General features: G+C 71.6%; 21 protein-coding genes. 15 read left to right on the top strand and 6 right to left on the bottom strand.

All coding sequences use genetic code 11. The features are described 5' to 3' along the window. Positions 1–48: 48 nt before the first annotated feature. Genes ABZK10_RS08010 through ABZK10_RS08020 form a run of 3 tightly spaced genes read left to right on the top strand, consistent with a single transcriptional unit; the run spans position 49 to position 4,116 of the window. Complete coding sequence (locus tag ABZK10_RS08010; protein WP_353808658.1) at positions 49–876, top strand: carbohydrate ABC transporter permease; 828 nt, start codon at positions 49–51, stop codon at positions 874–876. After that, positions 863–1,804 carry a carbohydrate ABC transporter permease gene (locus ABZK10_RS08015; RefSeq protein ID WP_353808659.1) on the top strand — a complete coding sequence of 314 codons (942 nt, stop codon included), beginning with the start codon at positions 863–865 and terminating at the stop codon, positions 1,802–1,804. The genes ABZK10_RS08010 and ABZK10_RS08015 overlap by 14 nt, the downstream gene beginning before the upstream one ends. Next, on the top strand, positions 1,801–4,116 hold the full coding sequence (locus tag ABZK10_RS08020; protein WP_353808660.1) for an FAD-dependent oxidoreductase: 2,316 nt from the start codon (positions 1,801–1,803) through the stop codon (positions 4,114–4,116). Before ABZK10_RS08015 ends, ABZK10_RS08020 begins: the two co-directional genes overlap by 4 nt. On the opposite strand, the gene ABZK10_RS08025 is transcribed toward ABZK10_RS08020, so the two are convergent. The 4 genes from ABZK10_RS08025 to ABZK10_RS08040 all read right to left on the bottom strand — a co-directional run bounded on the left by ABZK10_RS08025 (position 4,103) and on the right by ABZK10_RS08040 (position 8,060). After that, positions 4,103–5,473: a cryptochrome/photolyase family protein gene (locus ABZK10_RS08025; protein WP_353808661.1), complete on the bottom strand. Its 1,371-nt coding sequence runs from the start codon at positions 5,471–5,473 to the stop codon at positions 4,103–4,105. The two genes, ABZK10_RS08020 and ABZK10_RS08025, sit on opposite strands and share 14 nt — an antisense overlap. A 62-nt stretch (positions 5,474–5,535) precedes the next feature. Continuing rightward, positions 5,536–6,495, bottom strand: a complete 960-nt coding sequence (locus ABZK10_RS08030) for an NADP-dependent oxidoreductase (RefSeq protein ID WP_353808662.1) — start codon at positions 6,493–6,495, stop codon at positions 5,536–5,538. Positions 6,496–6,645: 150 nt separating this feature from the next. Continuing rightward, positions 6,646–7,422 (bottom strand): alpha/beta fold hydrolase, encoded by a 777-nt coding sequence (locus ABZK10_RS08035; RefSeq protein WP_353808663.1) that lies wholly within the window; start codon positions 7,420–7,422, stop codon positions 6,646–6,648. Positions 7,423–7,427: 5 nt separating this feature from the next. Beyond that, positions 7,428–8,060 carry a YqaJ viral recombinase family protein gene (locus tag ABZK10_RS08040; RefSeq protein WP_436408497.1) on the bottom strand — a complete coding sequence of 211 codons (633 nt, stop codon included), beginning with the start codon at positions 8,058–8,060 and terminating at the stop codon, positions 7,428–7,430. Positions 8,061–8,594: 534 nt separating this feature from the next. Here ABZK10_RS08040 and ABZK10_RS08045 point away from each other — a divergent pair. The 3 genes from ABZK10_RS08045 (at position 8,595) to ABZK10_RS08055 (ending at position 13,544) form a co-directional block, all read left to right on the top strand. After that, the gene (locus ABZK10_RS08045) at positions 8,595–11,810 is read left to right on the top strand and encodes a rhamnogalacturonan lyase family protein (RefSeq protein ID WP_353808664.1); all 3,216 of its coding nucleotides are present in this window, start codon (positions 8,595–8,597) and stop codon (positions 11,808–11,810) included. A gap of 196 nt (positions 11,811–12,006) precedes the next feature. Continuing rightward, positions 12,007–12,441 (top strand): hypothetical protein, encoded by a 435-nt coding sequence (locus ABZK10_RS08050; RefSeq protein ID WP_353808665.1) that lies wholly within the window; start codon positions 12,007–12,009, stop codon positions 12,439–12,441. 47 nt (positions 12,442–12,488) lie between these two features. Further along, positions 12,489–13,544: an alpha/beta fold hydrolase gene (locus ABZK10_RS08055; protein WP_353808666.1), complete on the top strand. Its 1,056-nt coding sequence runs from the start codon at positions 12,489–12,491 to the stop codon at positions 13,542–13,544. 62 nt (positions 13,545–13,606) lie between these two features. Here the strand turns inward: ABZK10_RS08055 and ABZK10_RS08060 are convergent, their stop codons facing one another. Together ABZK10_RS08060 and ABZK10_RS08065 are read right to left on the bottom strand one after the other, a co-directional pair. Further along, the gene (locus ABZK10_RS08060; protein WP_353809634.1) at positions 13,607–14,275 is read right to left on the bottom strand and encodes an ABC transporter ATP-binding protein; all 669 of its coding nucleotides are present in this window, start codon (positions 14,273–14,275) and stop codon (positions 13,607–13,609) included. 68 nt (positions 14,276–14,343) lie between these two features. Then, positions 14,344–15,858, bottom strand: a complete 1,515-nt coding sequence (locus ABZK10_RS08065) for an ABC transporter permease (RefSeq protein ID WP_353808667.1) — start codon at positions 15,856–15,858, stop codon at positions 14,344–14,346. 177 nt (positions 15,859–16,035) lie between these two features. Here ABZK10_RS08065 and ABZK10_RS08070 point away from each other — a divergent pair, with 177 nt between their 5' ends. From ABZK10_RS08070 to ABZK10_RS08110, 9 genes are all read left to right on the top strand, one after another. Further along, positions 16,036–16,794, top strand: a complete 759-nt coding sequence (locus ABZK10_RS08070; protein WP_353808668.1) for a response regulator transcription factor — start codon at positions 16,036–16,038, stop codon at positions 16,792–16,794. Next, positions 16,791–18,248 carry a sensor histidine kinase gene (locus tag ABZK10_RS08075; RefSeq protein ID WP_353808669.1) on the top strand — a complete coding sequence of 486 codons (1,458 nt, stop codon included), beginning with the start codon at positions 16,791–16,793 and terminating at the stop codon, positions 18,246–18,248. The genes ABZK10_RS08070 and ABZK10_RS08075 overlap by 4 nt, the downstream gene beginning before the upstream one ends. A 177-nt stretch (positions 18,249–18,425) precedes the next feature. After that, the gene (locus tag ABZK10_RS08080) at positions 18,426–20,081 is read left to right on the top strand and encodes an MDR family MFS transporter (RefSeq protein WP_353809635.1); all 1,656 of its coding nucleotides are present in this window, start codon (positions 18,426–18,428) and stop codon (positions 20,079–20,081) included. Between the two features lie 15 nt (positions 20,082–20,096). Next, positions 20,097–20,561 (top strand): MarR family winged helix-turn-helix transcriptional regulator, encoded by a 465-nt coding sequence (locus ABZK10_RS08085; RefSeq protein ID WP_353808670.1) that lies wholly within the window; start codon positions 20,097–20,099, stop codon positions 20,559–20,561. Positions 20,562–20,841: 280 nt separating this feature from the next. After that, complete coding sequence (rplJ, locus tag ABZK10_RS08090) at positions 20,842–21,357, top strand: 50S ribosomal protein L10 (RefSeq protein ID WP_353808672.1); 516 nt, start codon at positions 20,842–20,844, stop codon at positions 21,355–21,357. A gap of 46 nt (positions 21,358–21,403) precedes the next feature. Next, positions 21,404–21,793 carry a 50S ribosomal protein L7/L12 gene (rplL, locus tag ABZK10_RS08095; protein ID WP_353808673.1) on the top strand — a complete coding sequence of 130 codons (390 nt, stop codon included), beginning with the start codon at positions 21,404–21,406 and terminating at the stop codon, positions 21,791–21,793. A 411-nt stretch (positions 21,794–22,204) separates the two neighbouring features. After that, entirely contained in the window at positions 22,205–23,152 is a 948-nt protein-coding gene (locus tag ABZK10_RS08100) for a carbohydrate ABC transporter permease (protein ID WP_436408498.1), read from the top strand. A gap of 151 nt (positions 23,153–23,303) precedes the next feature. Continuing rightward, positions 23,304–24,074 (top strand): carbohydrate ABC transporter permease, encoded by a 771-nt coding sequence (locus tag ABZK10_RS08105; protein ID WP_353809637.1) that lies wholly within the window; start codon positions 23,304–23,306, stop codon positions 24,072–24,074. Between the two features lie 92 nt (positions 24,075–24,166). Then, positions 24,167–25,474 (top strand): ABC transporter substrate-binding protein, encoded by a 1,308-nt coding sequence (locus ABZK10_RS08110; protein WP_353808674.1) that lies wholly within the window; start codon positions 24,167–24,169, stop codon positions 25,472–25,474. Positions 25,475–25,479 lie beyond the last annotated feature (5 nt).

Below are 25,479 nucleotides of genomic sequence, written 5' to 3' on the forward strand. Positions count from 1 at the left end.
CCGCTCGCCCGTGCCGATGCGGCCATCGGACTCGCGTTCGTCGCCCCGATGGTAATCGGCGTCCTCGCCCTGTGCCTGATCCCGTTCCTCTACGTGATCTGGTACAGCCTGCACGACTGGAACGTGCTCACCGGAGAGTTCACCTTCATCGGGCTCGCCAACTACGAGCGGCTCGCCGGCGACGTCGTCGCCTGGAAGTCGCTCGGTACGACCGCCGTCTTCACCATCGGCCTGATGCTCATGAACATCTCGCTCGCGATGGTGCTGGCGCTCCTGCTGAACCAGCGGCTCCGTGGCGTCACGGCCATCCGTGCGGTGTTCTTCTCGCCCGTCGTGGTCGCGATCGTCGCGTGGGTCATCATCTGGCAGTTCCTGCTGTCGGCCAACGGCGGGATCAACGGATTCCTCCAGACGCTCGGGATCGACGGGCCGAACTGGCTCCACGACACGAGCACGGCGCTGCTGTCGATCATCGTGGTGCAGGTCTTCAAGGGCGTCGGAATGAACATGGTGCTCTTCCTGGCCGCGCTGCAGGGGGTGCCGCCCGAGTTCCGGGAAGCTGCGCGCATCGACGGTGCGAGCCCCTGGCGCGCATTCTGGTCGATCGTGGTCCCGCTGATCAGCCCGACCATCCTGCTGGTGATGATCCTCACCTCGATCGGTGCGCTGGACATCTTCGCGCCGATCCAGGTGCTCACGCAGGGAGGCCCCAGCAACTCGACCCTCGTGTTCTCGTACTACATGTACCAGATGGCGTTCGAGCGCCAGCAGTTCGGCTACGGCAGCACGATCGGCGTGGTCCTGTTCCTGATCGTGCTCGGCATGACCGCGCTGCAGTGGCGCGTACGGAAGGTGTGGGTCCATGACGAGGTCTGACATCCTGGTGCCGCCGCCTCCGACGACCGAGGCGGTCACGACGGGCCGCTCGCGCCCCGGGCCCCGGCCGGCGCCGCGGCACTCCGCATCCGCCCGGCTCCGCGGCCGCGTGAGCAAGGGCGTGCTGTACGTGCTCCTGGCCGTCCTGTCGATCCCGTTCCTCTACCCGACGTTGTGGATGCTGTTCTCGTCGTTCAAGCCGGCGAGCGAGATCTTCGCGGTCCCGCCCAGCCTGTTCCCCCAGGACTGGACGCTCGAGGCCTGGCCGAAGGTGTTCTCGGAGAACCCGTTCCTGCAGCAGTACTTCAACTCGATCTACATCGCCGTGATCGTGACCGCACTGACGATCGTGGTCAGTGCGCTCGCGGGGTACGCCTTCGCGCGCATCCGGTTCCCGTTCGCCGGGGCGATGTTCCTGCTCCTGCTCTCCGGCATCATGCTGCCCAGCGAGGTCACCGTGATCCCGCTGTTCCAGTGGGCGAATTCGCTCGGGCTGATCGACACGCACTGGCCCTTGATCGTGCTGCCCGTGTTCGGCTCGGGCGGCATCGTCGCGACGTTCATCTTCCGGCAGTTCTTCCTCTCGCTGCCGGTGGAGCTCGAGGAGGCGGGTCGCCTGGACGGCCTGGGCCGGATGGGCATCTTCCTGCGGATCGCACTGCCGCTCGCGGGGCCGGCGGTGGCGACGGTGACGATCCTGCAGTTCCTCAAGTCGTTCAACCTCTACTTCGAGGCGGTGATCTTCCTGAAGACGCCGGAGATGTTCACCGTCGGCCTCGGGTTGACGAGGTACCAGGACACCTACGGCGAGCCCCTGTGGAACGCGCAGCTGGCCGCCACCACCCTCACCGTCATCCCGGTGCTCGTCGTGTTCCTGTTCGCGCAGCGGCAGTTCGTGGAGAGCCTGTCGCAGACCGGGCTGAAGTGATCGCGCGACCGGCCGAGGCGCGGGTCGGCGGTGGGTCGCGGCGACGCACCGTCGAGTCCGACCTCACCGTCCTCGGGGGCGGCCTGGCCGGGGTGTGCGCCGCGATCGCCGCCGCGCGGGCGGGCCTGCGCGTCGCGCTGGTCAACAACCGGCCGGTGGTGGGCGGCAACGCGAGCAGCGAGGTGCGGGTCTGGGTCTGCGGCGCCACCTCCCACGGCGCCCAGAAGTTCGCGCGCGAGACCGGCATCATGGGCGAGCTGTTCCTCGAGAACCAGTACCGCAACCCGGAGGGCAACCCGGTGCTCTGGGACCACGTGGTCCTGGATGCGGTGCGGGCCGAGCCGGGCATCGACCTGTTCCTGAACACCGACGTGCACGACGTCGAGGCGACCGGCGACGACCACGACCGTGCCATCACCGCGGTGCATGCTCGGCAGTCGGGCACCGAGACCGAGCTCGCGTTCGTCAGCGCGCTCTACGCCGATTGCACCGGCGACGGCTTCGTCGGGGCACGCGCGGGCGCGTGGTTCCGCGAGGGCCGCGAGGCCCGGAGCGTGTTCGGCGAGGAGTGGGCTCCCGACGTCGCCGACTCGGACATGCTCGGCAGCACGATCCTCTTCTACACCAAGGACGTCGGGCGCCCCGTGCGGTTCGTGCCGCCCGCCGTCGCGAAGGACGTCTCCGCCACGTCGATCCTCGACCATCGCCGATTCGGCGCGACCGACAACGGGTGCGACTACTGGTGGATCGAGTGGGGCGGGGAGCTCGACGCGGTCGCCGACAACGAGGCGATCCGCGACGAGCTCTGGTCGGTGGTGTTCGGCATCTGGGACCACATCAAGAACTCCGGGCGGTTCGATGCGGAGACGCTCACCCTGGAATGGGTCGGGTCCGTGCCGGGGAAGCGCGAGTACCGGCGCTTCGTCGGCGACCACACCCTCACCCAGCAGGACGTGATGGACCAGACGCGGTTCCACGACCGCGTCGCGTTCGGCGGCTGGTCGATCGACCTGCATCCGCCCGGCGGCATGTACTCGGACGGAGCGGGATCCAAGCACCTGTTCACCTCCGGCGTCTACCACCTCCCCTGGCGCAGCCTGTACTCCGCCAACGTGCGGAACATGCTCATGGCCGGGCGGAACATCTCGGCCAGCCACGTCGCGTTCGGCACCACGCGGGTCATGGCCACGTGCGCCGCGATGGGCGAGGCGGTGGGCGTCGGCGCGGCACTCGCGGTCCGGCGGGGCGTGACGCCGCGCGAGGTCGGTGCCTCCCACCTCGAGGAGCTGCAGCGCGACCTCCTGCGGACCGACGCCCCCGTGCTGGGCCTGCAGTGGACGGACGAAGCCGACCTGGCGATGCGTGCGACCGCGACCGCCTCGAGCGAGCTCCCCACGTTCGGGAACGAACCGGGTCAGGGGGCGGGCACGTCGACCGTGGAACTCGGCGAGGTCGACCTCGGCGTCCACCTGCCGGTCGATCCCGACCTCGGTCGGGTCGAGCTCCTCGTGGAGGCCGCGTCGCCGCTGGTCGCCGAGGTCGAGCTGTGGTCCACCGCGGGCGGCGAGAACCACATTCCGGTGCGCAGGGTCGACGGGTGGTCGCTCCCCGTCGCCGAGGGACGGCAGTGGCTCGCCGTCGACATCGCGCATCGCCCGGCAGCGCCGGAGGACGTCGTCGTGGTCGTGCGGCGGGCTGCGGGCCTCGCGGTCGTGGTGTCCGAATCGCCGGCGCCGTACGGCGTCCTGGGGCTGCTCAGCCGCACCCCCCGGAACACGCCCGGGTCGGGGCATCCGCCCACCAACGCGTGGTCGGCTCGGGAGCTCCGCAGGCGGGGGATCGTGCTGCGGACGTCGCGGCCGACGGACGCCTACCGCGCCGAACAGGTGCGAGGCGGCTACCTGCGGCCGTTCGGTGGTCCGCGGCTCTGGTCGTCGCAGCGCATGACGCCCGGACGGGACGAGTGGGTCGCGCTCGAGTGGGACGCCCCGGTCCGTGCGAGCGCAGTCGACCTGGTCTTCAACGACGACGTCGACGAGGACATCGTCAACCTCCACCACCACACGACGCCGTTCCCGGTGATGCCGGAGCTCGTGCGGGACTACGCCCTGCAGGTGCGAGCCGACGACGCATGGACCACGGTGGCCGAGGTCACCGGCAACCGGCGTCGGCTGCGGCGCCACGACCTCGCGGACGTGCCCGGGTTCACCGCGCTCCGCGTGCTGGTGCACGCCACCAACGGATCGCCGTGGGCGATGCTGCACGGCGTGCGCGTGCACGCTGCGGCGACGGTGCCGCCTACGACCGCTTGACCCGCTCGTAGGCCGCCAGCGCCGCGGCGCGGGTCTCCTTCAGGTCGACGATCGGCTCGGGGTACCCGAACGCGCCGGCCTCGGGCGCCCAACGCCCGACGTACGCGCCGTCGGGGTCGAACTTCTGCGCCTGCAGCTCGGGGTTGAACACCCGGAAGTACGGTGCGGCGTCGGCGCCGGACCCCGCCACCCACTGCCAGTTGAACGGGTTGGCCGCGGCATCCGCATCGACCAGCGTGTCCCAGAACCACTCCTCGCCGTGCCGCCAGTGGATCAGCAGGTTCTTCGTGAGGAACGACGCGACCACCATGCGCACGCGGTTGTGCATGGTGCCGGTCTCCCAGAGCTCGTGCATGCCCGCGTCGACGACCGGGATGCCGGTGCGGCCGTGCTGCCAGGCGTCGAGCGCGTCGGTGTCGAGGTCGGGCCACGGGAACGCGTCGAAGCGGCGCCGCCAGTTCTCGGTCGCGAGGTCGGGCGCGTGGAACAGCACGTGCCAGGCGAACTCGCGCCAGCCGAGCTCCGAGAGGAACGTCTCGACGCCCTGCGCGGCGGAGGGCCGTTCGCGACGCGTCTCGACGGCCGCATGCCAGACCTGGAACGGACTCAGCTCGCCCCAGCGCAGGTGCGGCGAGAGGCGCGAGGTGCCGTCGGCGTCGAGGCGGTCGCGGGCGTCGGCGTAGTCGTCGAGGTCGCCGGCGAGGAAGGCGCGCAGGCGACGGCGGGCGGATGCCTCGCCCGGCGTCCACGCGTCGCGCAGGCCGCCCGCCCAGTCGGGCGTGGTCGGCAGCAGGCCCCAGTCGGCGAGGTCGTCCGAGTCGGGATGCGCGCGGGGGCCCGACAGCCCGCGCGGGGCGGGGAACGGCTCGCGCGGTGCGGGGGCCCGCCGGCACGCCTTCCAGAACGGGGTGTAGACCGAGAACGGCTCGTCCTGCCCGGTGCGGATCGTCCACGGCTCGAACAGCAGCGACCCCGCGAAGCTCTCGGCGCGGCGTCCCGCCTCGCGGAGCATCCGCTTCACCGTCGTGTCGACCTCGCGCTCGGGGCCGCCGTAGCGGCGGTTCCAGACCACGCCCGCTGCGTCGACCTCGTCGGCGAACGCCGGCACCACGTCGGCCGCCGCACCGCGGCGCAGCACCAGCGGCACCCGGTGCGCGCGCAGGTCGTCGGCGAGCGCGGCGAGGCTGCCGTGCAGCCACCAGCGGGCGGCCCCGCCGAGGGAGCGGATGCCGGGCGAGGCCTCGTCGAGCACGAACAGCGCGATGACCGGCCCGTCGGCCGCGGCGGCCTCGCGCAGCGCAGGATGGTCGGCGAGCCGCAGGTCGTCGCGGAACCAGACGATGCTCGGCTGCGTCATGCGGGCGACGATACCGGGCGCCGGGCGCGCTGCGGCGCGCCGCGGGCATGCCCGGCGGATGCTCAGTCGAGCTCGGCGACCTTCAGGACGAGCTTGCCGCGCACGTGCCCGGCCTCGACCAGCCGGTGCGCCTCCGCGCCCTCGGCGAGGTCGAGCACGCGATCCACGTGCACGCGCACCGAGCCGTCGTCGATGAGGCGCGTGATGACGGCGAGCGTGCGGGCGTCGGGGGCGACCGACAACCCCGTGGCGAGCACGCCGCGCGCGGCCGCATCCGCCTCGAGCGTCGGCCAGCTCTTCGTCGGCACGTTCACGACGAGGCCGCCCGGGCGCACGACGTCGAGCGAGCGGGTGCCGACCTCGTCGACGACGTTGCCCATCAGGTCGATGACCGCGTCCTGCTGGCCGGCGACCTCCTCGAAGCGCTCCGCGCGGTAGTCGATGACGTGGTGCGCACCCAGCGAACGCACGAAGTCGACGTTGTCGGCCGAGCAGGTGGCGGTCACCCGCACACCGAAGTACGCGGCGAACTGCACGGCGAAGTGGCCGACGCCGCCGGCCGCCGCGTGGATGAGCATGCGCTGCCCGTCGTGCGCCTTCGCGGTCTCGACCACCGCCGACCACGCGGTGAGCGCCGCCGTCGGGACCGCGGCGGCCTGCTCCAGCGACAGCGTGGCGGGCGCCGTGGTGACGCTCAGCGAGGAGACCGCGGCGAGCTCGGCGTAGCTGCCGGTCGTGCGGGGCACCCGCGTCATGCCGTAGACGCGCGTGCCCGGCTGGAGCGGGTGCATCGCGTTCGGCGTGGCCTCGACCACGCCGGCGAAGTCGAGCCCGAGCACGCACGGCCACGCGTCGATCGCCGCCGACACCCCGCGCCCGGCGCGCGTCTTCGCGTCGATCGGGTTGACCCCGGCCGCGGCGACGCGCACGAGCACCTCGTCGGCGACGCGCACCGGATCGGGTGCCTCGCCGAGCCTCAGCTGTTCGGGATCTCCGGTCTCGTCGATCACCAGTGCCTTCATCGGCGGTTCCTCCGTGCGTTGCGTGCGGTGTGCTCGTGGCAACATAACCGGCGCTCGTTACGATCGGTCGCGTGCGGCGTTTCGCCCATGAGTCATGACTGCTGCGGGCGCGACGCCCCCCCTGCACCGTACCGCGCCCACGCCGGCCGCCTACCCGGCGAGGAACCGCGCGACCGCCGCGCGCAGCGCGTCGGTGTGCGGCGCCTGGCCCTCGTCGCGGGCGGGCAGGCGCTCGAGCGGGGCGCCGAGGGCGCCGGCCCAGCGCTCGGCGAGGGCGAGCGGATGCACCGGGTCGCGCGGTGCGCCCACGACGAGCGACTCGACGCCGGACGCGGTCAGCCCGGCGAGCTCGGCGTCGTCGCGGAACGCGCGGTTGCGGGGGATCTCGGTGAGGCGGATGGCCCGGCCGACGGCGTCGCTCACGCGGAACTGGTGCAGCAGCCCCACCCCGCCCGCGTGCGACACGACGTCGACCCGCTGGAACGCCCCGGTGCGGCGGAAGTAGCGCATGCCCTGGTCGGGCCCGTAGGTGCGCAGCAGGTCGGCGATCACCGGGAACGCCTGCAGGTTGTCGGGCAGCGGGCGGTCGGTGAACGACGGGCGCACGAGCACGAGCCGCCCGACCGGCAGCAGGCCGTCGAGCGCGATGCGCACCGCGAGCGCCGCGCCCATCGAGATGCCGATGATCGTGATCGGCTCGGGTGCGGGCCGTTCGAGTGCGGCCCGGACCCCGGATGCGACCTCGCCGGCGAGGGAGTCGAGCTGGAAGCGGTCGGCGGTGCCGATGCGGTCGGATGCCCCATGGGCGCGCACGTCCGGGGCGAGGATGCGCTCGTCCGGGCCGGACGCCTCCTCGACGACGGCCGCGAACAGGTCGAGCGGGGTGCGCCGATCGGACCCGAGCCCGTGCAGGAGGAGCGTCGGCATCCGACTCAGGCGGTGCGGCCGGAGCGGAGCATGGCCAGCAGGTCGTCGGCGCGCGCGACGAGCATCGCGATCTGGTCCTCGTCGCGGTCGACCCAGCGGCACTGCGGGTCGCCGACCGGCACGTAGTCCTCGTGCCGCTCCCAGACGACGAGCGTGCGCTCGGCGCCGAGCACGTACTGCTGCCACCACACCTGCCGCAGGTAGTTGCGGGGGATGCCGCGCCAGGCCTTGCCGGTCGTCTTGATCTCCGCGAGCTCGAGCACGCCGTCGTCGGTGACGCGGAGCCCGTCGGGCGTCGCGAGGTGCCGGCGGTCGCCCGCCGCGTGGAACAGCAGCGAGCTCGCCGCGATGCCGTGGTGCCGCAGCATCCACCGGGCGATGACCGGCTCGCGCACCCGGCCGTGCTCGATCGCCCGGTTGCCGGTGAACCCGGTGCCGTGCAGCTTCTCCCATGCGACCTGGCGCACGGCGGTGTGCGACGCCAGCCGTGCGGCATCCGTCGCCGTGATGCCCGTCGAGCGGGCCCGCAGCCAGGCCACCCGATCGCGCGAGTCTGCGACGACGCGTGCCTCGTGCGGGTGGCGCACCGGTGCCCGGTCGATCGGGCGAGCGGATGCCGCGGGCAGCGTGTCGGTCACGGCATCGAGGCTACCCGGGCCCGCCGTCGGTCGTCCGGGCGACGCGCGCACGCGTGGCGAGCCGCCGCCCGCCGCCCTCCGCCCGGGAACTCGACCCCGCCATGTGGCGCGTCGCGTGCGCAGGGGGAACTCCGTTTTCAGGAGCTCGACCCCATCGCGTTTCAGGAGCTCGACCCCCATCATTCGCGCGCCCCCCGCGCGATCGGCGGCAGTGTCGCGCCGCAACCGAAGGGTGTGCGGTCACGGCGCCCGGTGCCGCACACCGTGCGGGGCCCCGGGCGGGGGCTCCTGAAAAGCGACGCCCGAACGGGACGGGCGTGACCCCTTGACGGGGGACACGGCCGCAGGGAAGACTGTTGAAACGTGCCAACGGGAAAGCCTTTTCCCGCACGCATCGCACGCCGACCGTCCGAGGGGGGATGCCGAGCCGATCGCGCTCACCGCACCACATCAGTCGGCCTCCGATCGACGCGCGCCCTACCCGTGTCGAGTGGGTCGACCCATGCCGAAACACGCCAGATCAAGGGAGATCCAGTGAGCTCACACACGCCACGACGCCGGTTGCGACCGGCCGTCGCCGCACTCGCGGGCACCGCGCTCGTCGCCGGCGGCGTCCTCATGCCCGCCGCCGCCAACGCCGCAGAGGAGGTCGACCTGCGGTTCGACTTCGGCGGGTCGTCCAGCCCCGTCGCCGATGGCTGGGTCGGCATCGACCGGTCCGACGCGTACGACCATGCCGCGGGCTACGGCTTCACCACCGCGCCGAGCTCGTTCCGCGACCGCGGCGGCGACGACCTCGTTGCCCGCGACTTCACGATCGGCGCATCGAGCGCGTTCGCCGTCGACGTGCCGAACGGCACCTACGAGGTCACGACCTGGGCCGGAGACCTCATCGCCGGCAACCGCACGAACCTCGACATCGAGGGCACCGCCTTCACCGGGCCGCGCACCAGCTCGGGCCAGGTGCACGAGGAGTTCTTCCCCGCGATCGAGGTGGCCGACGGGCAGCTGAACGTCACCGTCACCGGCGGCGACGGGCGCATCAACGGCATCACGGTCCAAACGCCGCTGCCCGCGCCGGCGAACCTCGCCGCCACCGAAATCGACGCCGACGGCGACCTCTCGGTCACGCTCGGCTGGGACGAGGTGGCGGATGCCACGGGCTACACCGTCTACCGCGCCGCGCCCGGCGGCGAGCTCGCCGAGCTCGGCACCGCCGAGGGACCGACGTTCACCGACGCGACCGTGGCGCTGGGGGAGTCGTACGAGTACGCGGTCGCGACCGCGAAGGCCGAGCGCACGTCGCGGCCGTCCGAGCCGATCGAGGTCGCAGTCGTCGATCCCTCGGTCGCCCCGCCCGCGCAGCCGCAGGGCCTCGCGGTCGCCGACATCGACCGGAACACGATCGCGCTCGAGTGGGACGACGCCGACGACGTGGTGCTCTGGAAGGTCTTCCGCAGCACCCGGGAGGACATCCCGTTCGCGCAGGTGGCCGAGGTCGACGAACCGACCTGGACGGACGACGACGTACTCACCACGCGGCCGTACCTCTACCGGCTCGTGGCGCTGAACGCGGGCGGCCGCTCCGAGGCATCCGACACCCTCTCGACCCCGATCGCCACGACCCTCGTGCGCGACGCGGAGTACCTCGACCGTGCGCCCGTCGCAGTGGCCCTCGACGAGGGCACCTACGTCGGCTGGCGCCTGCTCGGGCTGGACGACCGCGACCTCGCATTCAACGTCTACCGCGACGACGTGCGCGTCAACGCCGAGCCGATCACCGGTGCCACCAACCTGGTCGACCCCGACGGCGCTGCCGACTCGCGCTACCGCGTGACGGCCCTGGTCGACGGCGACGAGGTGAAGGTCACCGACGTGTTCGGCACGTGGGACGAGCAGTACCTCGACATCCCGCTCGATCGCCCCGCCGGCGGCACCACGCCCGACGGGAACGACTACACCTACGCCCCCGGCGACGCGAGCGTCGGCGACCTCGACGGCGACGGCCAGTACGAGCTCGTCATGGCCTGGAACCCGTCGATCAGCAAGGACAACTCGCAGTCGGGCTACACCGGGAAGGTCCTCCTCGACGCGTTCGAGTTCGACGGCACCCGGCTGTGGCGCATGGACCTCGGCGTGAACATCCGCGCCGGTGCCCACTACACGCAGTTCCAGGTGTTCGACCTCGACGGCGACGGGCGTGCGGAGGTCTCGTTCAAGACCGCCGACGGCGTGGTCGACGGCACGGGCGCGGTCATCGGCGACGCCGATGCCGACCACCGCAACTCCGCCGGCTACGTGCTGAGCGGCCCCGAGTACCTCACGGTGTTCGACGGTGCGACCGGCGCCGCCCTCGACACGACCGACTACCTGCCCGCGCGCGGCAGCGTCGGTTCCTGGGGCGACACCTACGGCAACCGCGTCGACCGGTTCCTCGCGGGCACCGGCTACTTCGACGGGGAGCACCCGAGCCTGCTGTTCAGCCGCGGGTACTACACCCGCACCGTGCTGGTCGCGTGGGACTTCCGCGACGGCGAGCTGGTCGAGCGCTGGAGCTTCGACTCCGACGAGTGGGGCGACGAGTACGAGGGCCAGGGCAACCACCAGCTCGCGACGGCCGACGTCGACCGCGACGGACTCGACGAGGTCGTGTTCGGTGCCATGACGATCGACGACGACGGCACGCCGCTGTACAACTCGGAGCTCTACCACGGCGATGCGATGCACGTCGCGGACCACGTCGTCGACCGGCCCGGGCTCGAGATCTACGGCGTGTTCGAGGACCAGGGGTCCAACGGCGACATCGCCGCCGCCATGCGCGACGCGGAGACCGGCGAGGTGATCTGGGCGACCGAGGGCACCCGCGACACCGGTCGCGGCGCCGCCGCGGACCTCGACCCCGCGCACCCCGGCTCGGAGGCGTGGTCGGTCGGCGGCGACTACGCGTGGAACTCGCCGACGGGCTTCCTCAAGTCGGCCGATGGCGAGGTGCTCTCGACCGACATCCCGGCTGCGAACTTCGTGACCTGGTGGGACGGCGACCTCCTGCGGGAGATCACCGACCACGACTACGACGAGGAGGTGAGCGCGGGCGTGCCCACCATCTCGAAGTGGGACCCGGACACGCAGACCGAGGTCGAGGTGCTGCGCGCCGAGGGCACGTACTCGAACAACACGACCAAGGGCACCCCGGTGCTCCAGGCCGACCTGTTCGGGGACTGGCGCGAGGAGCTGGTGGTGCGCCACCAGGACGGCGAGGGCATCCGCATCTACACGACGACGGATGTCACGGATGCGCGCATCCCGACGCTCATGCACGACTCGCAGTACCGCATGGCCGTCGCGTGGCAGAACACCTCCTACAACCAGCCGCCGCACCCGAGCTTCCACCTCGGCGTCGGCATGGAGGAGCCGCCCATGGCGAGCATCGCGTACGTGAATGCGCCCGCTCCGGGCTCGTCCGCGCCGAAGCGCGGCACGCTGACCGACACGGACAGCGAGGTCGGCGCGAACAAGGACGGCGACTACGACGTGGTCGTGGGGCTGTCGGCGGGGTCGCCGGCGACCATGTTCCGCCTGTACGAGAACGGCGAGCTCGTCGCGACCGTGCTGCTCGACGACGCGGAGACCCCGCAGTCGGCCAGCGTGTCCTTCCGCGACCGCGACGCCGGCACGTACGAGTACGCCGGCGAACTGCTGAACGCCAACGGCACCACGGCGACCACCACCGCGAAGGTGAAGGTCGACTGACCCGGGGCGAGTGAGGCGGATGCCGCGGGGCCGATCGGCCCCGCGGCATCCGTCGTCTCCGCACGCCGGCCGATGGCCGATTCGGGCCATGCGGAATGGCCCGAACGCGGGATGCCGCCACGGCGGCAGGGGAGTGGAATCGAGGTATCGCCGCCGCACGAGGTCCGGGCGGAGCGCACCAGGGGAGCTGAGCACGATGACCACCACCATCACCCACGAGGGTCGCCGGGACGCGGCCCGTTCCGTCGCGATGACCGCCGAGGTGCGGGTCGTCGCCTCCATCGCCCGCGGCATGCGCTGCGGCTGGTACCGCACGCTGTTCGACCTCGGCCCCGTCACCGTCGACGGCTTCGCCGCCGCGGTCGGCACGGGCCGGGCCGCCGCGGCCGGCTGGATCGACCGGCAGGTCGACGCCGGGGTGCTCCGCGTGGCGGGCACGGATGCCACCGGCGAGGCGCTCGTGCTGCTGCCGGGCGAGCACGTCACGGCGCTGCTGGGCGACCGCGGCGACGACGAGCTGTCGGGCGCGCGCGCCATGGCGCAGCACTACCGGGAGCGCATGGCGCCGGTCGTCCGCGCGATCGGGGACTTCGGCATGCGCTCGGTCGCCGTGCCCGTGCGCGACGCCTGAACGTCCCGGCCTTCCCCGGGCCTCCGCAGCACTCCTACACTGGGGCCGTGGAGCCCGGGGATCAGCTGGTCCGCTACGCCGTCGTCGGCGGCCGCCAGGTCGCCTGGTCGGCGATCGGGTCCGGGCCGCCCCTCGTGCTCGGCGGTTGGTGGTGCAGCCACCTCGTGCTCGACTGGGAGCACGCCGAGTTCCGCAGCCTCGTCTCCGAGCTCGCCGCGCACCGCACGGTGATCCGCTACGACCGCCCGGGCGGCGGCGCCTCGGGGCACGACGACCCGCCGCCGGCGGACCTCGACGCGGAGCTGGCGCTGCTCGAGGGCGTGGTCGATCTCGCGGTCGGCGCGGGCCCGGTGACGATGTTCGGCGTGTCCTCCGGAGGAGCCGTGTCGTCGCTGTTCGCCGCGCGGCATCCCGACCGGGTCGACGCGCTGGTCATGTACGGCGCGTTCGCGAACGGCCACGACATCGCGCCGCCGCACGCACGGCAGGGGCTGCTCGACGTGATCGGCACGCACTGGGGGTTCGGGTCGCGCGTGCTCGCCGACCTGTTCCTGCCCGAGGCGAGCGCCGAGGAGCGGGATGCGTTCGTCGCCTACCAGCGGCGGTCGGCGTCGCGCGAGTCGGCGGCCGCGTCGATGTCCGAGCTCTACGACTTCGACTCGACCGGGCACCTGGGGCGGGTGCAGGCGCCGACGCTCGTGCTGCACCGACGCGAGGACCGCGCCATCCCGTTCGCGCTCGGCGCCGATGTCGCCTCGCGCATCCCGCGCGCGCGCTTCGTCGAGCTGCACGGACTCGACCACTTCCCGTGGCGCGGCGACCGTCGCGCGGTGACCGCCGCCGCCCTGCGCTTCCTCGGCGTCGACGTGCCGGAGGTGCGCCCCGAGGCATCCGCCGGCCCCGCCGCCACCAGCACGCTCAGCCCGCGCGAGCAGGAGGTGCTGCGGCTGGTGGCCCGCGGCCGCACCGACCAGCAGATCGCCGAGGCGCTCGTGCTGAGCCCGCACACCGTGCACCGCCACCTGGCGAACATCCGCACCAAGCTCGGCGTGCCCTCGCGCGCCGCGGCTGCGGCCTGGGCGCTGCGCCACGACCTGATCTGACCGCACGGGCATGACGGTGGCGGATGCGACGGGGGAGCCGCACCCGCCACCGGGGGCGCGGGTCAGATCTCCTGCACCGATCCGCCCGCGATCCGCAGCCGCCGTTCGGCGCGCTTGGCGACCGCGGAGTCGTGGGTCACGATCACGAGCGTCAGCCCGCGATCGCGCCAGAGGCCCTCGAGGAGGTCCATGATCTCGTCGCGCGTCTGCTCGTCGAGGTTGCCCGTGGGCTCGTCGGCCAGCAGCACGTCGGGCTCCTTCACCAGCGCCCGCGCGATCGCGACGCGCTGCTGCTGCCCGCCCGAGAGCTCGCTCGGCACGTGGCCCGCGCGCTCGGCGAGCCCGACCGACGCGAGGGCCTCGGATGCCCGACGGCGGCGCTCGTCGGCGGGCACGCCGTGCGGCTCGAGCGCCGTCTCGACGTTCTCCTGCGCCGTGAGCGTCGGAATCAGGTTGAAGCCCTGGAAGACGAACCCGATCTCCTTCGCCCGGAGCTTCGCGAGCCGTCGGTCGGGCAGCTTCGACAGCAGGTCGTCGCCCAGCCGCACGTCGCCCGAGGTCGGGCGGTCGAGGGCGCCGAGCATCTGCAGCAGCGTCGACTTGCCGCCGCCGGTCGGGCCCTGGATCGCGACCATCTGGCCGGAGGGGATGGTGAGCGAGACGTCCTTCAGCGCGGTGACGGTGCGCGACGACTGCTTGTAGGTCTTGCCGACCTTGTCGAGCGTGTACATGGCGGTTCCCTTCGGGGTTGCCGGCTCGGCCGGGGTGGGGAGGGTGATCGAGGTCGTGGCCGCGGCGCTCATGCGACGCTCCGGAGGGCCTCGGCCGGGCGCAGCCGGGAGGCGCGCCAGCCGCCGATCGCGCCGGCGACGAGGCCGCCGAGCACCGCGAGGCCGACCGCGACCAGCACGACCGAGACGGTCACGGGTGCGGTGAGCACGATGTCGGAGGTCGTGGTCGTGGCCGCGCCGAACGCCCCGCCGCCCCCGGTGAGGCCCATGCGATCACCGCCGTCGGCGGCCGCGGCGGCCATGCCGCCGCCGTCGCCGCCGAACGCCTGCACCGACCCGGCCGAGCCCGACAGCGTGGGCTGGACGAGCGTGACGACGCCGATGCCGACGAGGCCGATGACGATGCCGAGCGCGCCGCCGATGAGGCCCTGCACGAGCGACTCGCCCGCGACCTGGCCGACCACGCGGCGATTCGACCAGCCGATCGCCTTGAGCGTGCCGAACTCGCGCGTGCGGCGGGTGACGCCCGACACGGTGAAGAGCACGGCGATGAGGAACGCCGCGGCGAGCACCGCGACCGAGAGCCAGAGGCCCAGCGACGACACGAGCGTCGACGCCGAGGCGAGCGAGCCCGAGACCGACGACGCGAGGTCCTCCTGCGTGTTCACGGTCGCGTCGGGCAGCGCCTCCTCGAGGCTCGCCTGCACTGCGGCGATGTCGGTCGACGACGCGGCCTGCACGTACACCGTGGAGACCTGGCCCTCGAGTCCCGCGAGCGCCTGGGCGGTGTCGAGCGGCAGGTAGACGTTCGCGCCGGTCGACGCGTCCGCGGTGTCGGCCGTCACGAGGCCGACGATCTCCATGCTCGTGCCGCCCACGTCGATGGTGTCGCCCACCGCGAGCTCCGCGGTCGTGGCGTACGCCGAGTCGACGAGTGCGACGTCGGCGCCGGCATCCGCCGCCTCGAGCCCGCGCCCATCGGTCACGGCCGCCGAGGACAGCGGGCCGAGGGCGGATGCCGCGGGGTCGATGCCCAGCACCGTGAACGAGTCGACGTCGAAGGCGCTGCCGCCGGCGCCGTCCGCGCCCCCGGTCGGCGGCTGCTGGCCGCCGTCCTCGCCCGGTGCCCCGCCGCCCTGCATCTGCGAGAAGTCGGGCAGCTCGCCCGAGAAGGTCGTGTTGGTGAGCGACAGCGCCGCGGCGGCATCCGCCACGCCGTCGGTCGACAGCGCCGTGTCGAGCGCGGTGGCGTCGAAGGTCGCGGTGCCCATGCCGGCCGTCAGGCGCGAGTCGGAGACCGTGGTCGAGCCCTCGGCGTCGTCGGTCTCGCCGTCGTCGGCGCCGAACTCGAAGCGGCCGCCCCCGGGGCCGCCCTCGCCGGGGCCGGTGGGCGCCTGGGTGATCGTGACGTCGGTGCCGACGCCGTAGACCGACTCGAGCACGGATGCCTGTGCGTCGCGCACGCCCCCCGAGAGCGCGTTGACGATCATGACGAGGGCGATGGCCAGCGCCATGCCGATCGCCACGATGAGGGTCTGTCTGCGTCGTCCCGCGAGCTCGCGGCGCAGGTAGGTGAGGAACATCGGTCTCCTTCGGTGGTCGGGGTGCCGGCCGGAGAGGGGCGCCCGGCCGGCAGCAGCGACGGTAGGAGGCGGTGCTATGGCGGTGCTCGGCCGCACCTGTGGGGACCCTATGGATGCCTCACGCAACTCCACAGCCCGCCCATAGGCGCCGCATAGGAAGATGCGGATACTGGAGTCATGCCCTCTTCACTGAGCCGCGAGCAGCCGCACGCCGAACACCGCAGCCCCGCCATCGCCAAGCCCGACGGCAGCCCGGTGCGCGTGCTCGTCGTCGACGACGAGGCGCAGCTGGCCGACCTGCTGAAGATGGCCCTCCGCTACGAGGGCTGGGAGGTGCGCACCGCCGCCGACGGCCACGCCGCCATGCGCGTCGCCCGCGAGTTCCGCCCCGACGCGATCGTGCTCGACGTGATGCTGCCCGACATCGACGGGCTGGAGGTGCTGCAGCGACTGCGCACCGAGGGCGACGAGACGCCCGTGCTCTTCCTCACCGCGAAGGACTCGCTCGACGACCGGCTCGCGGGGCTCACCGCCGGCGGCGACGACTACGTGACCAAGCCGTTCAGCCTCGAGGAGGTCGTGGCCCGGCTCCGGGGACTCATCCGCCGGTTCGTGCGCTCGACCGCCGCGACCGACCCCGTGCTCGCGGTCGGCGACCTCACGCTCGACGAGGACTCGTACGAGGTGGCGCGCGCGGGCGAGGCCATCGAGCTGACCGCCACCGAGTTCGAGCTGCTGCGGTTCCTCATGCGCAACCCGCGCCGCGTGCTCTCGAAGGCGCAGATCCTCGACCGGGTCTGGTCGTACGACTTCGGCGGCAAGGCCAGCGTGGTCGAGCTCTACATCTCCTACCTCCGCAAGAAGATCGACGCGGGTCGCGAGCCGATGATCCACACGGTGCGCGGCGCCGGCTACATGATCAAGGCCACGACGTGACGGATGCCTCACGCGCACGCGCGCCCTGGACGCTCGAGCGGCGCCTCATCGTCGCGCTGGTGGCGCTGCTCGCCGCCGTGAGCGCGATCGTCGGCACCGTGAGCGTCGTCGTCGTGCACGCGAACCTCGTCGACCGCGTCGACAGCCAGCTCGTCTCGGCGACCGAGCGCGGGCGGGTGGCCGTCATCGAGCCGCCCCCCGGCGGCGACTACGACGACGACGGCCGGGTGCTCGCGGCCCGCGGCCAGTCGGTCGGCACGATCGCGGGCATCATGATCGACGGCGAGGTGCGCCAGGCGGCCGTGCTCGAGGAGGACGGCGAGATCGAGCAGCTCGACGCCGGCCAGCTCGCGGTGCTGTCGGACGTTCCGGCCGACTTCGCGCCGCACTCGGTCAACCTCGGCGGCGAGCTCGGCGCCTATCGTGCGATGGTCGTCGGCACCCCCGGCGGCGACCGCTTCGTGATCGCCCTCCCGCTCGCGATCGTCGAGGCGACCACCGCGCAGCTCGCGACCGTCATCTCGCTGGTCGCGATCGCCGGGCTGGTGCTGGCCGCGTTCATCGGCAGCCTCGTGATCCGGCGGCAGCTGGCGCCGCTGCAGCGCGTGGCGGCGACCGCCGAGCGGGTCTCCACGCTCCCGCTCGAGCGCGGCGAGGTCGAGCTCGCCGAGCGGGTGCCCGACGGCGACACCGACGCGCGCACCGAGGTCGGCCGCGTCGGGGCGTCCTTCAACCGCATGCTCGACCACGTCGGCGCCGCGCTCACCGCGCGCGCCGAGAGCGAGGCCAAGGTGCGCCGGTTCGTCGGCGACGCGAGCCACGAGCTGCGCACGCCGATCGCGTCGATCCGCGGCTACGCCGAGCTGACCCGGCGCAGCACCGAGGAGGTGCCGCCCGACGCGGCGCACGCCCTCGACCGCATCGAGTCGGAGTCGCTGCGCATGTCGGCCCTGGTCGACGACCTGCTGCTGCTCGCCCGCCTCGACGAGGGCCGGGAGCTCCGCCATGACGACGTCGACCTCTCGTCGCTCGTGGTCGACGTGGTCGGCGACGCGCACGTCGCGGGGCCGAGCCACCGCTGGGAGCTCGAGGTGCCGGAGGAGCCGGTCGTCGTCTCGGGCGACCTGTCGCGACTGCACCAGGTGCTCGCCAACCTGCTCGCGAACGCACGCGTGCACACGCCGGAGGGCACCACCGTGTCGGTGACCCTCACGACGACCGAGGGCGATGCGGTGGTGACCGTGACCGACGACGGTCCGGGCATCGACCCCGAGCTGCAGCGCACGCTGTTCGAGCGCTTCGCGCGCGGCGACGCCTCGCGCTCGCGCGCGACCGGCAGCACGGGCCTCGGACTCGCGATCGCGCGGGCCGTCGTCGTGGCGCACGGCGGCGAGATCGCGGTCGAGAGCGCGCCGGGCCGCACCGTGTTCACCGTGCGGTTGCCGCTGGCCTGAGCGACGGCCCGGCAGGAGCCGTGGCGTCGGCCGCGAGGCATCCGCTCGCCTCGGCCCGAAGAAAGTTGACAGCGGTCAACCATAGGCATATGGTTGACCGTCATCAACTTTCAGCGAAGGGATCCCGTGACCGCCACCGCATCCACGCCGGTCGTTCCGGACGCCGCGCCCGCGCCCATGTCGCGCCGCGCCACGCTCAACGCCATCTCCGGGCTCATCCTCGGCATGTTCGTCGCCATCCTGTCCGGCACGGTCGTCTCGACCTCGCTGCCGCGGATCATCTCCGACCTGGGCGGCGACCAGTCGAGCTACACGTGGGTGGTGACCGCGGCGCTGCTCGCGACCACCGTCTCCACACCCATCTGGGGCAAGCTCTCCGACCTGGTGAACCGCAAGCTGCTCGTGCAGCTCGCGCTCGTCCTGTTCGTGATCGGCTCGGTGCTCGGCGGGTTCGCGCAGGACGCGTCGATGCTGATCGGCTTCCGGGTCGTGCAGGGGCTCGGGGCGGGCGGCCTCATGGCGCTCGTGCAGATCGTGATCGCCGACATCATCTCCCCGCGCGAGCGCGGTCGGTGGATGGGCCTCATCGGCTCGGTCATGGCCGTCGCCACCATCGGCGGCCCGCTCGTCGGCGGGCTCATCACCGACGGCATCGGCTGGCGTGCGAACTTCTTCGTCGCCGTGCCGTTCGCGATCGCCGCGGTGCTGCTCATCCAGGCTACCCTCCACCTGCCGCCGCGACCGAAGCGGAAGGTGAAGATCGACTACCTCGGCGCCGCGCTGATCGCCGCCGGCATCAGCCTGCTGCTCGTCTGGGTCACCATGGGCGGCAGCCAGTTCGAGTGGAACTCGCTGGAGTCGTTCCTGATGGTCGGCGGGGCGGTGCTGGCGCTCGTGGCGGCGGTCATCGTCGAGCTGGTCGTCGAGGAGCCGATGGTGCCGCTGTCGCTGTTCCGCAACCGCACGTACTCGCTCGCGGTCGTCGCGAGCCTCTCGGTCGGCGTCGCCATGTTCGGCACGACCATCTTCCTCGCGCAGTACATGCAGCTCGCGCGCGGCGCGACCCCGACCGAGTCGGGCCTGCTCACCATCCCCCTGATCGTCGGCCAGATGGGCTCCTCGATCGTGGCCGGGCAGCTGATCAGCCGGTTCGGGAAGTGGAAGCGCTACATGGTCACGGGCTCGGTGCTCGCGATCGCCGGCCTGCTGCTCATGAGCACGCTGCACTACGACACCCCCTACGGCTGGGTCGCGCTGTTCATGTTCGTGCTCGGTGCGGGCCTCGGCATGGTCATGCAGAACCTCGTGCTGGTCGTGCAGAACGACACGCCCGTGCAGCAGCTCGGCGCCGCGAGTGCCGGCGTGACGTTCTTCCGCAGCCTCGGCGGCACCGTGGGCGTCTCGGTCATGGGCGCCGTGCTCGGCACCCGCATCGCCGACCTGATCCGCGACGGCCTGGGCGACCTCGACCCGAGCGAGCTCGCGGGCGCGCAGGCGCTCGCCGACGGGACGATCCCGAACGTGTCCGAGCTGCCCGGCCCGGTGCGCACGGTCGTCGAGTCGGCCTACGGGCTCGGCGTCGCGGAGGTCTTCCTCATCGCGGTGCCGCTCGCCGTGATCAGCCTCATCGCGATCTGCTTCCTGCCGAACCGTCCGCTCCAGACGGTGAACGCCGCGCAGCGCCTCGCCGCCGAGGCCGAGGAGGCCGCGGTCGAGCTGGCCGACGCCGAGCTCGGCATGGGCGCGGTCGAGCCGCTCGAGTCGGCCCCGCGCGGTGCGGGCGGCGCCGATGACGCGGGGCGTCACGTTCCGCGTGGGCGCGACGGTCGCTGATCTAGGATGCCTGCCATGACGCTCGAGCAGACTCCCGCCGACGCACCCGTCGACGGCACCGAACGCGCCATCGGCGCGGTCGAGGTGCAGCTCGGCGTGCTCTTCAACCGGGTACGTGCCATCTGGAAGGCGCAGGCTGCGAGCGTGCACCCCGACCTCCAGCCGGTCGGCTACAAGCTGCTCGGCCTGCTCGTGCGCAGCGGTCCCGCCCACGCCGGCGCGCTGGCCGAACGACTGGCGACCGACAAGTCGGTGGTCAGTCGCCAGATGCGCATCCTGGTCGACCTGGGGCTCGTCGTGAGCCGTGTCGACGAGCACGATGCGCGGGCGCGCCTGCTGGAGGCGACGCCGCTCGGCATCGAGCGCGTCAGCCAGGTGCGCTCGGGTGCCCAGGCGGAGTTGCGCGAGCGCCTCGGCGCCTGGCCCGAGCGCGACGTCGAGCAGTTCGCGACGCTGCTCGCGCGCCTGAACGAGGACTGACGAACGCCCTCGGGCCCGGCCGATCCGAGCGGATTTGGCCGGGCCCGTCGCATCCGCTAGCATGATCTGAGCCAAAGACCGTCGGTCGTCGGTGCGCGGAAACGCGAGCCGATCGAAGCAGTGCGAGAGCACGGGCCCACGCAGGTGACACGAACAGACGTCCGGGACGCGATTCCCGAATCTCCAGCTCCGTGCGCTTGCGCCGGAGCTTTTCTCATGCCGCCGGTCGGAAGCCGCGTCCCACAGCCCGTGTGACGCGAAGAAGACATAAGGAGTGGCCATGGCGAACAAGGAAGCCTCGGTTGCCGAACTCACGGAGAAGTTCGAGGGTTCGACCGCCGTTCTGCTGACTGAATACCGCGGCCTCACGGTTGCCCAGCTCAAGGAGCTGCGCAACGCCATCCGTGAGGACGCGAGCTACGCCGTGGTGAAGAACACGCTCACGAAGATCGCTGCCAACAAGGCCGGGATCTCCGCGTTCGACGACGACCTCCAGGGTCCGTCGGCGATCGCGTTCGTGCACGGCGACCCCGTCGCCGTCGCGAAGTCGCTGCGTGACTTCGCCAAGGCGAACCCCCTCCTCGTGGTCAAGGGCGGCTACTTCGATGGCAAGCCCCTGACCGCCGAAGAGGTAGGCAAGCTCGCCGACCTCGAGTCCCGCGAAGTGCTGCTCGGCAAGCTCGCCGGCGCCTTCAAGGCCTCGCTGTTCGGAGCCGCATATCTGTTCAACGCACCGCTGTCGCAGGCCGTTCGCACGGTCGACGCGCTGCGTCAGAAGCAGGAGTCCGCAGCGTAGGCGCGAGCCTCGCATGCGGTGAGTACACCAACAAAGGAGATTAGAAATGGCAAAGCTGTCCACTGAGGAGCTGCTCGAGCAGTTCAAGGGCCTGACCCTCATCGAGCTCTCGGAGTTCGTCAAGGCGTTCGAGGAGACCTTCGAGGTCACCGCGGCCGCCCCCGTCGCCGTTGCCGCTGCCGGTGCTCCGGCCGCGGGTGGCGAGGCCGCCGCCGAGGAGGAGAAGACCGAGTTCGACGTCATCCTCGAGGCCGCCGGCGACAAGAAGATCCAGGTCATCAAGGTCGTCCGCGAGCTGACCTCGCTCGGCCTCGGCGAGGCCAAGGCCGTCGTCGACGGTGCCCCCAAGGCCGTCCTCGAGGCTGCCGCCAAGGACGCCGCTGACAAGGCGAAGGAGGCCCTCGAGGCCGCCGGCGCCACCGTCACGCTCAAGTAGTACGCGCCCCCGCTCGGGGGCTCGCACGACGCCGAGGGCGTCGCTTCCGGATTCGTCCGGAGGCGGCGCCCTCGTTCGCGTCTCCGGGCCGATCCGGAACGGGCGCCGAGTTCCCGCCGTCGTTCTCCGCATGGCCCCCAGATTCTCCGACACGCGTCGGAGAGCGCTTCCTGAGCTCGTTCTCAGAAAGCCATTTCTGGGTCACGAACGCGTCACGACCCCGCATGAATTCTGGGAAAGCGCTTGCGCGAGGCGTCCGCTGCTGTTAGAAATGTGCATCAAGTGAGATAGCGCTTTCTCACCGATGATCAACGACGATGATCGGAGGCCGATGTTGGCATCAGCACCACCCCGGACGGCTCGGCCGTCCGGACCGACCCGCCCTCGGGGCCGCGACCGGGGAGTGCTCGCATGAGCGCGCTCGGCGAGCTGCGGCGCATGAAGGGCACGGGCGACGGCCCCGCGCCCGCCACGTCACGCGGGCGGAAGCAGAACCGGGCGGCGTTCCTGTTCCTCGCTCCGTGGTTCCTCGGGCTCTTCCTGATCACCGTCGGGCCGATGGCCGCATCGCTCGTGCTCTCGTTCACCCGCTACAACCTGTTGAGCCCGCCGCGGTTCAACGGCATCGACAACATCGTCCGCATGTTCGAGGACGACCGGCTGCACACGTCGATCGAGGTCACGTTCTCGTACGTGTTCATCTCGGTGCCGCTGCAGCTCGCCCTCGCGCTGCTGCTGGCCGTGGTGCTCGACCGCGGCCTGCGCGGGCTGTCGTTCTACCGCTCGGCGTTCTACCTGCCGTCGCTGCTCGGCGCGAGCGTCGCGATCGCGATGCTCTGGCGGCAGATCTTCGGCGTCGACGGCCTGGTCAACCAAGTGCTCGCCGTCTTCGGCATCGAGGGGCAGGGCTGGATCTCGAGCCCCGACACGGCACTCGGCACGCTCATGATCCTGAACGTCTGGACCTTCGGTTCGCCCATGGTGATCTTCCTCGCCGGGCTCCGGCAGATCCCGGTCATGTACTACGAGGCGGCTTCCGTCGACGGGGCCGGACGCTGGCAGCAGTTCTGGCGCATCACGATGCCGATGCTCACGCCGATCATCTTCTTCAACCTGATCCTCCAGATCATCGGCGCGTTCCAGTCGTTCACCCAGGCGTACATCGTCTCGGGCGGCACCGGCGGCCCGATCGACTCGACGCTCTTCTACACGCTGTACCTCTACGACCGCGGCTTCGCGAACCTCGACATGGGGTACGCGTCCGCGATGGCCTGGCTGCTGCTGGTCATCATCGCCGCATTCACCGCGCTCAACTTCTGGGCCTCGAAGTATTGGGTCTTCTACGATGACCAGGACTGACACCGTGACCGATCCCGAACCCCTGACCGAGTCGGTCGTGACGGCGCTGCCGGCGGACGACGTGCGGGAGGCGAGACGCCGCCGACGAGTGTTCCGACGCCCCCTGCTCAGCCTGCTGCGCCACGCGCTGCTCATCATCGCCGCGGTGCTCATGCTCTACCCGGTGATCTGGATGGTCGTGAGCTCGCTCCGGCCGACCGAGGTGATCTTCCGGGAGCCGGGCATCATCCTTGACAGCTTCGAGGTGTCGAACTACGTCGACGGGTGGAACGCGCTGTCGTACCCGTTCAACGTGTACCTGCTGAACTCGTCGCTGGTCGTGCTCGGATGCATCGTCGGCAACCTGGTCTCGTGCTCGCTGGCGGCCTACGCGTTCGCCCGCCTCGAGTTCACGGCGAAGCGGCTCTGGTTCGCGATCATGCTCGTGTCGATCATGCTCCCGATCCACGTGATCATCGTGCCGCAGTACGTGATGTTCTCCCAGGTCGGCTGGGTCAACACGTTCCTGCCGCTGATCGTGCCGAAGCTGCTCGCGACCGACGCGTTCTTCGTCTTCCTGATGGTGCAGTTCATCCGCGGCATCCCGCGCGAGCTCGACGAGGCCGCCCGCATCGACGGCGCCGGCCACTTCCGCATCTACGCGCAGGTGATCCTGCCGCTCATGGTGCCGGCCCTCGCGACGGCCGCGATCTTCACCTTCATCTGGACCTGGAACGACTTCTTCAGCCAGCTCATCTACCTGACGAAGCCCGACCTGTACACCGTCCCGCTCGCGCTGCGCGCGTTCGTGGACGCGGACAGCGCGACGAACTTCGGCGAGATGTTCGCCATGAGCGTCGTGGCGCTGCTGCCGATCTTCCTGATCTTCCTCTTCGGCCAGCGATTCCTGATCAAGGGCATCGCGACGACGGGGATCAAGTGACCGGGCCCGCCGGTCACGACGGCCGGGCGCCCGGACGCGCCCGCCGCTCCACCCGCACCGCACCATCCGCACACACCGAAAGGACGCATCACATGCGAGGCATCACACGCCGCACCACCGTTGCCGCGGCGGCCCTGGGGGCAGCAGCGACGCTCGCCCTCACCGCCTGCGCCGGCGGCGGCTCGACCGGGGAGCAGGAGCTCTCCGACGAGCCGGTCACCCTCACCTTCACCTGGTGGGGCAACGACACCCGTCACGAGATCACGGAGCAGCTCATCGAGGTGTTCGAGGAGCAGAACCCGAACATCACGGTCGAGCCGCAGTACACCGACTGGTCGGGCTACTGGGACAAGCTGTCGACCTCGGTCGCCGCCGGCGACATCCCCGACATCATCCAGATGGACGAGAAGCAGCTCTCGACGTACGCTGCCAACGGCGTGCTGCTCGACCTCGGCTCGCTCGAGTCGCTGGACACCGGCGACTTCCCGGCGGCGGTGCTCGGCACGGGCGCGCTCGACGGCACCCAGTACGGCATCCCGGTGGGCATCAACTCCTACACCTACATGGCGAACCTCGACCTGCTCGACGAGTACGGCATCGAGCTGCCCGACGACACCACGTGGACGTGGGACGAGTTCGTCGCGACCGCCCAGGCCGTCAGCGACGCGAGCGGCGGCGACGTCGTGGGCTCGCAGTCGTGGGGCTTCGAGGACGGCGGCCTCAAGAACTGGCTGCGCCAGCAGGGCAGCGACCTCTACTCGGCCGACGGCGGCATCGCCGCGACCGAGGAGGACCTCGCCTCGTGGTGGCAGTTCCTGCTCGACTCGACCGACGCGGGCGCGCTGCCCGACCCGTCGGCGACCATCGAGCGCGAGGCCGGCGGCCTGGCGGAGTCGTTCACGGCGACCAACGAGTCGGCCTTCGGCCCGTGGTGGTCGAACCAGGTGCAGGCGCTGCGCGACGCGAGCGGCCAGAACCTCGTCGCCCTGCGCGTGCCGGGCTCGGCCGACGGCTCGCCGTACTACAAGCCGTCCATGTTCTGGTCGGCCTCATCGAAGACCGAGCACCCCGCGGAGGTCGCGCTGTTCCTCGACTTCCTCGCCAACAGCGAGGACGCCGCGGACCTGCTGCTGACCGAGCGCGGCGTCCCCGCGAACGAGGCGATCCGCGCCTACGTGACCCCGCAGCTGGACGAGGTCAACAAGTCGGTCGTCGAGTACCTCGACGCGCTGGCTCCCGAGGTCGGCGACGCGCCGCCCGCCACGCCCCCGGGTGGCGGCGCGATCGAGGACGTCATCGACCAGAACACCCAGAAGGTGCTGTTCGGCGAGCTGACCCCGGAGGAGGCGGCCGCCGCCTTCATCGAGGAACTGCAGCGCGCGCTCGACGACGCGATGTGACGACC

Origin of the sequence: Agromyces sp. SYSU T00194, assembly GCF_040496035.1 — a bacterium.
GTDB classification, from domain to species: Bacteria; Actinomycetota; Actinomycetes; order Actinomycetales; family Microbacteriaceae; genus Agromyces; species Agromyces chitinivorans.

Coding starts and splice junctions, on each gene's coding strand:
- ABZK10_RS08010 (WP_353808658.1), top strand. CDS start 49: ATGGTAATCGGCGTCCTCGCCCTGTGCCTGATCCCGTTCCTCTACGTG.
- ABZK10_RS08015 (WP_353808659.1), top strand. CDS start 863: ATGACGAGGTCTGACATCCTGGTGCCGCCGCCTCCGACGACCGAGGCG.
- ABZK10_RS08025 (WP_353808661.1), bottom strand. CDS start 5,473: ATGACGCAGCCGAGCATCGTCTGGTTCCGCGACGACCTGCGGCTCGCC.
- ABZK10_RS08030 (WP_353808662.1), bottom strand. CDS start 6,495: ATGAAGGCACTGGTGATCGACGAGACCGGAGATCCCGAACAGCTGAGG.
- ABZK10_RS08035 (WP_353808663.1), bottom strand. CDS start 7,422: ATGCCGACGCTCCTCCTGCACGGGCTCGGGTCCGATCGGCGCACCCCG.
- ABZK10_RS08050 (WP_353808665.1), top strand. CDS start 12,007: ATGACCACCACCATCACCCACGAGGGTCGCCGGGACGCGGCCCGTTCC.
- ABZK10_RS08060 (WP_353809634.1), bottom strand. CDS start 14,275: ATGTACACGCTCGACAAGGTCGGCAAGACCTACAAGCAGTCGTCGCGC.
- ABZK10_RS08065 (WP_353808667.1), bottom strand. CDS start 15,858: ATGTTCCTCACCTACCTGCGCCGCGAGCTCGCGGGACGACGCAGACAG.
- ABZK10_RS08070 (WP_353808668.1), top strand. CDS start 16,036: ATGCCCTCTTCACTGAGCCGCGAGCAGCCGCACGCCGAACACCGCAGC.
- ABZK10_RS08080 (WP_353809635.1), top strand. CDS start 18,426: ATGTCGCGCCGCGCCACGCTCAACGCCATCTCCGGGCTCATCCTCGGC.
- ABZK10_RS08085 (WP_353808670.1), top strand. CDS start 20,097: ATGACGCTCGAGCAGACTCCCGCCGACGCACCCGTCGACGGCACCGAA.
- rplJ (WP_353808672.1), top strand. CDS start 20,842: ATGGCGAACAAGGAAGCCTCGGTTGCCGAACTCACGGAGAAGTTCGAG.
- rplL (WP_353808673.1), top strand. CDS start 21,404: ATGGCAAAGCTGTCCACTGAGGAGCTGCTCGAGCAGTTCAAGGGCCTG.
- ABZK10_RS08100 (WP_436408498.1), top strand. CDS start 22,205: ATGAGCGCGCTCGGCGAGCTGCGGCGCATGAAGGGCACGGGCGACGGC.
- ABZK10_RS08105 (WP_353809637.1), top strand. CDS start 23,304: ATGCTCTACCCGGTGATCTGGATGGTCGTGAGCTCGCTCCGGCCGACC.
- ABZK10_RS08110 (WP_353808674.1), top strand. CDS start 24,167: ATGCGAGGCATCACACGCCGCACCACCGTTGCCGCGGCGGCCCTGGGG.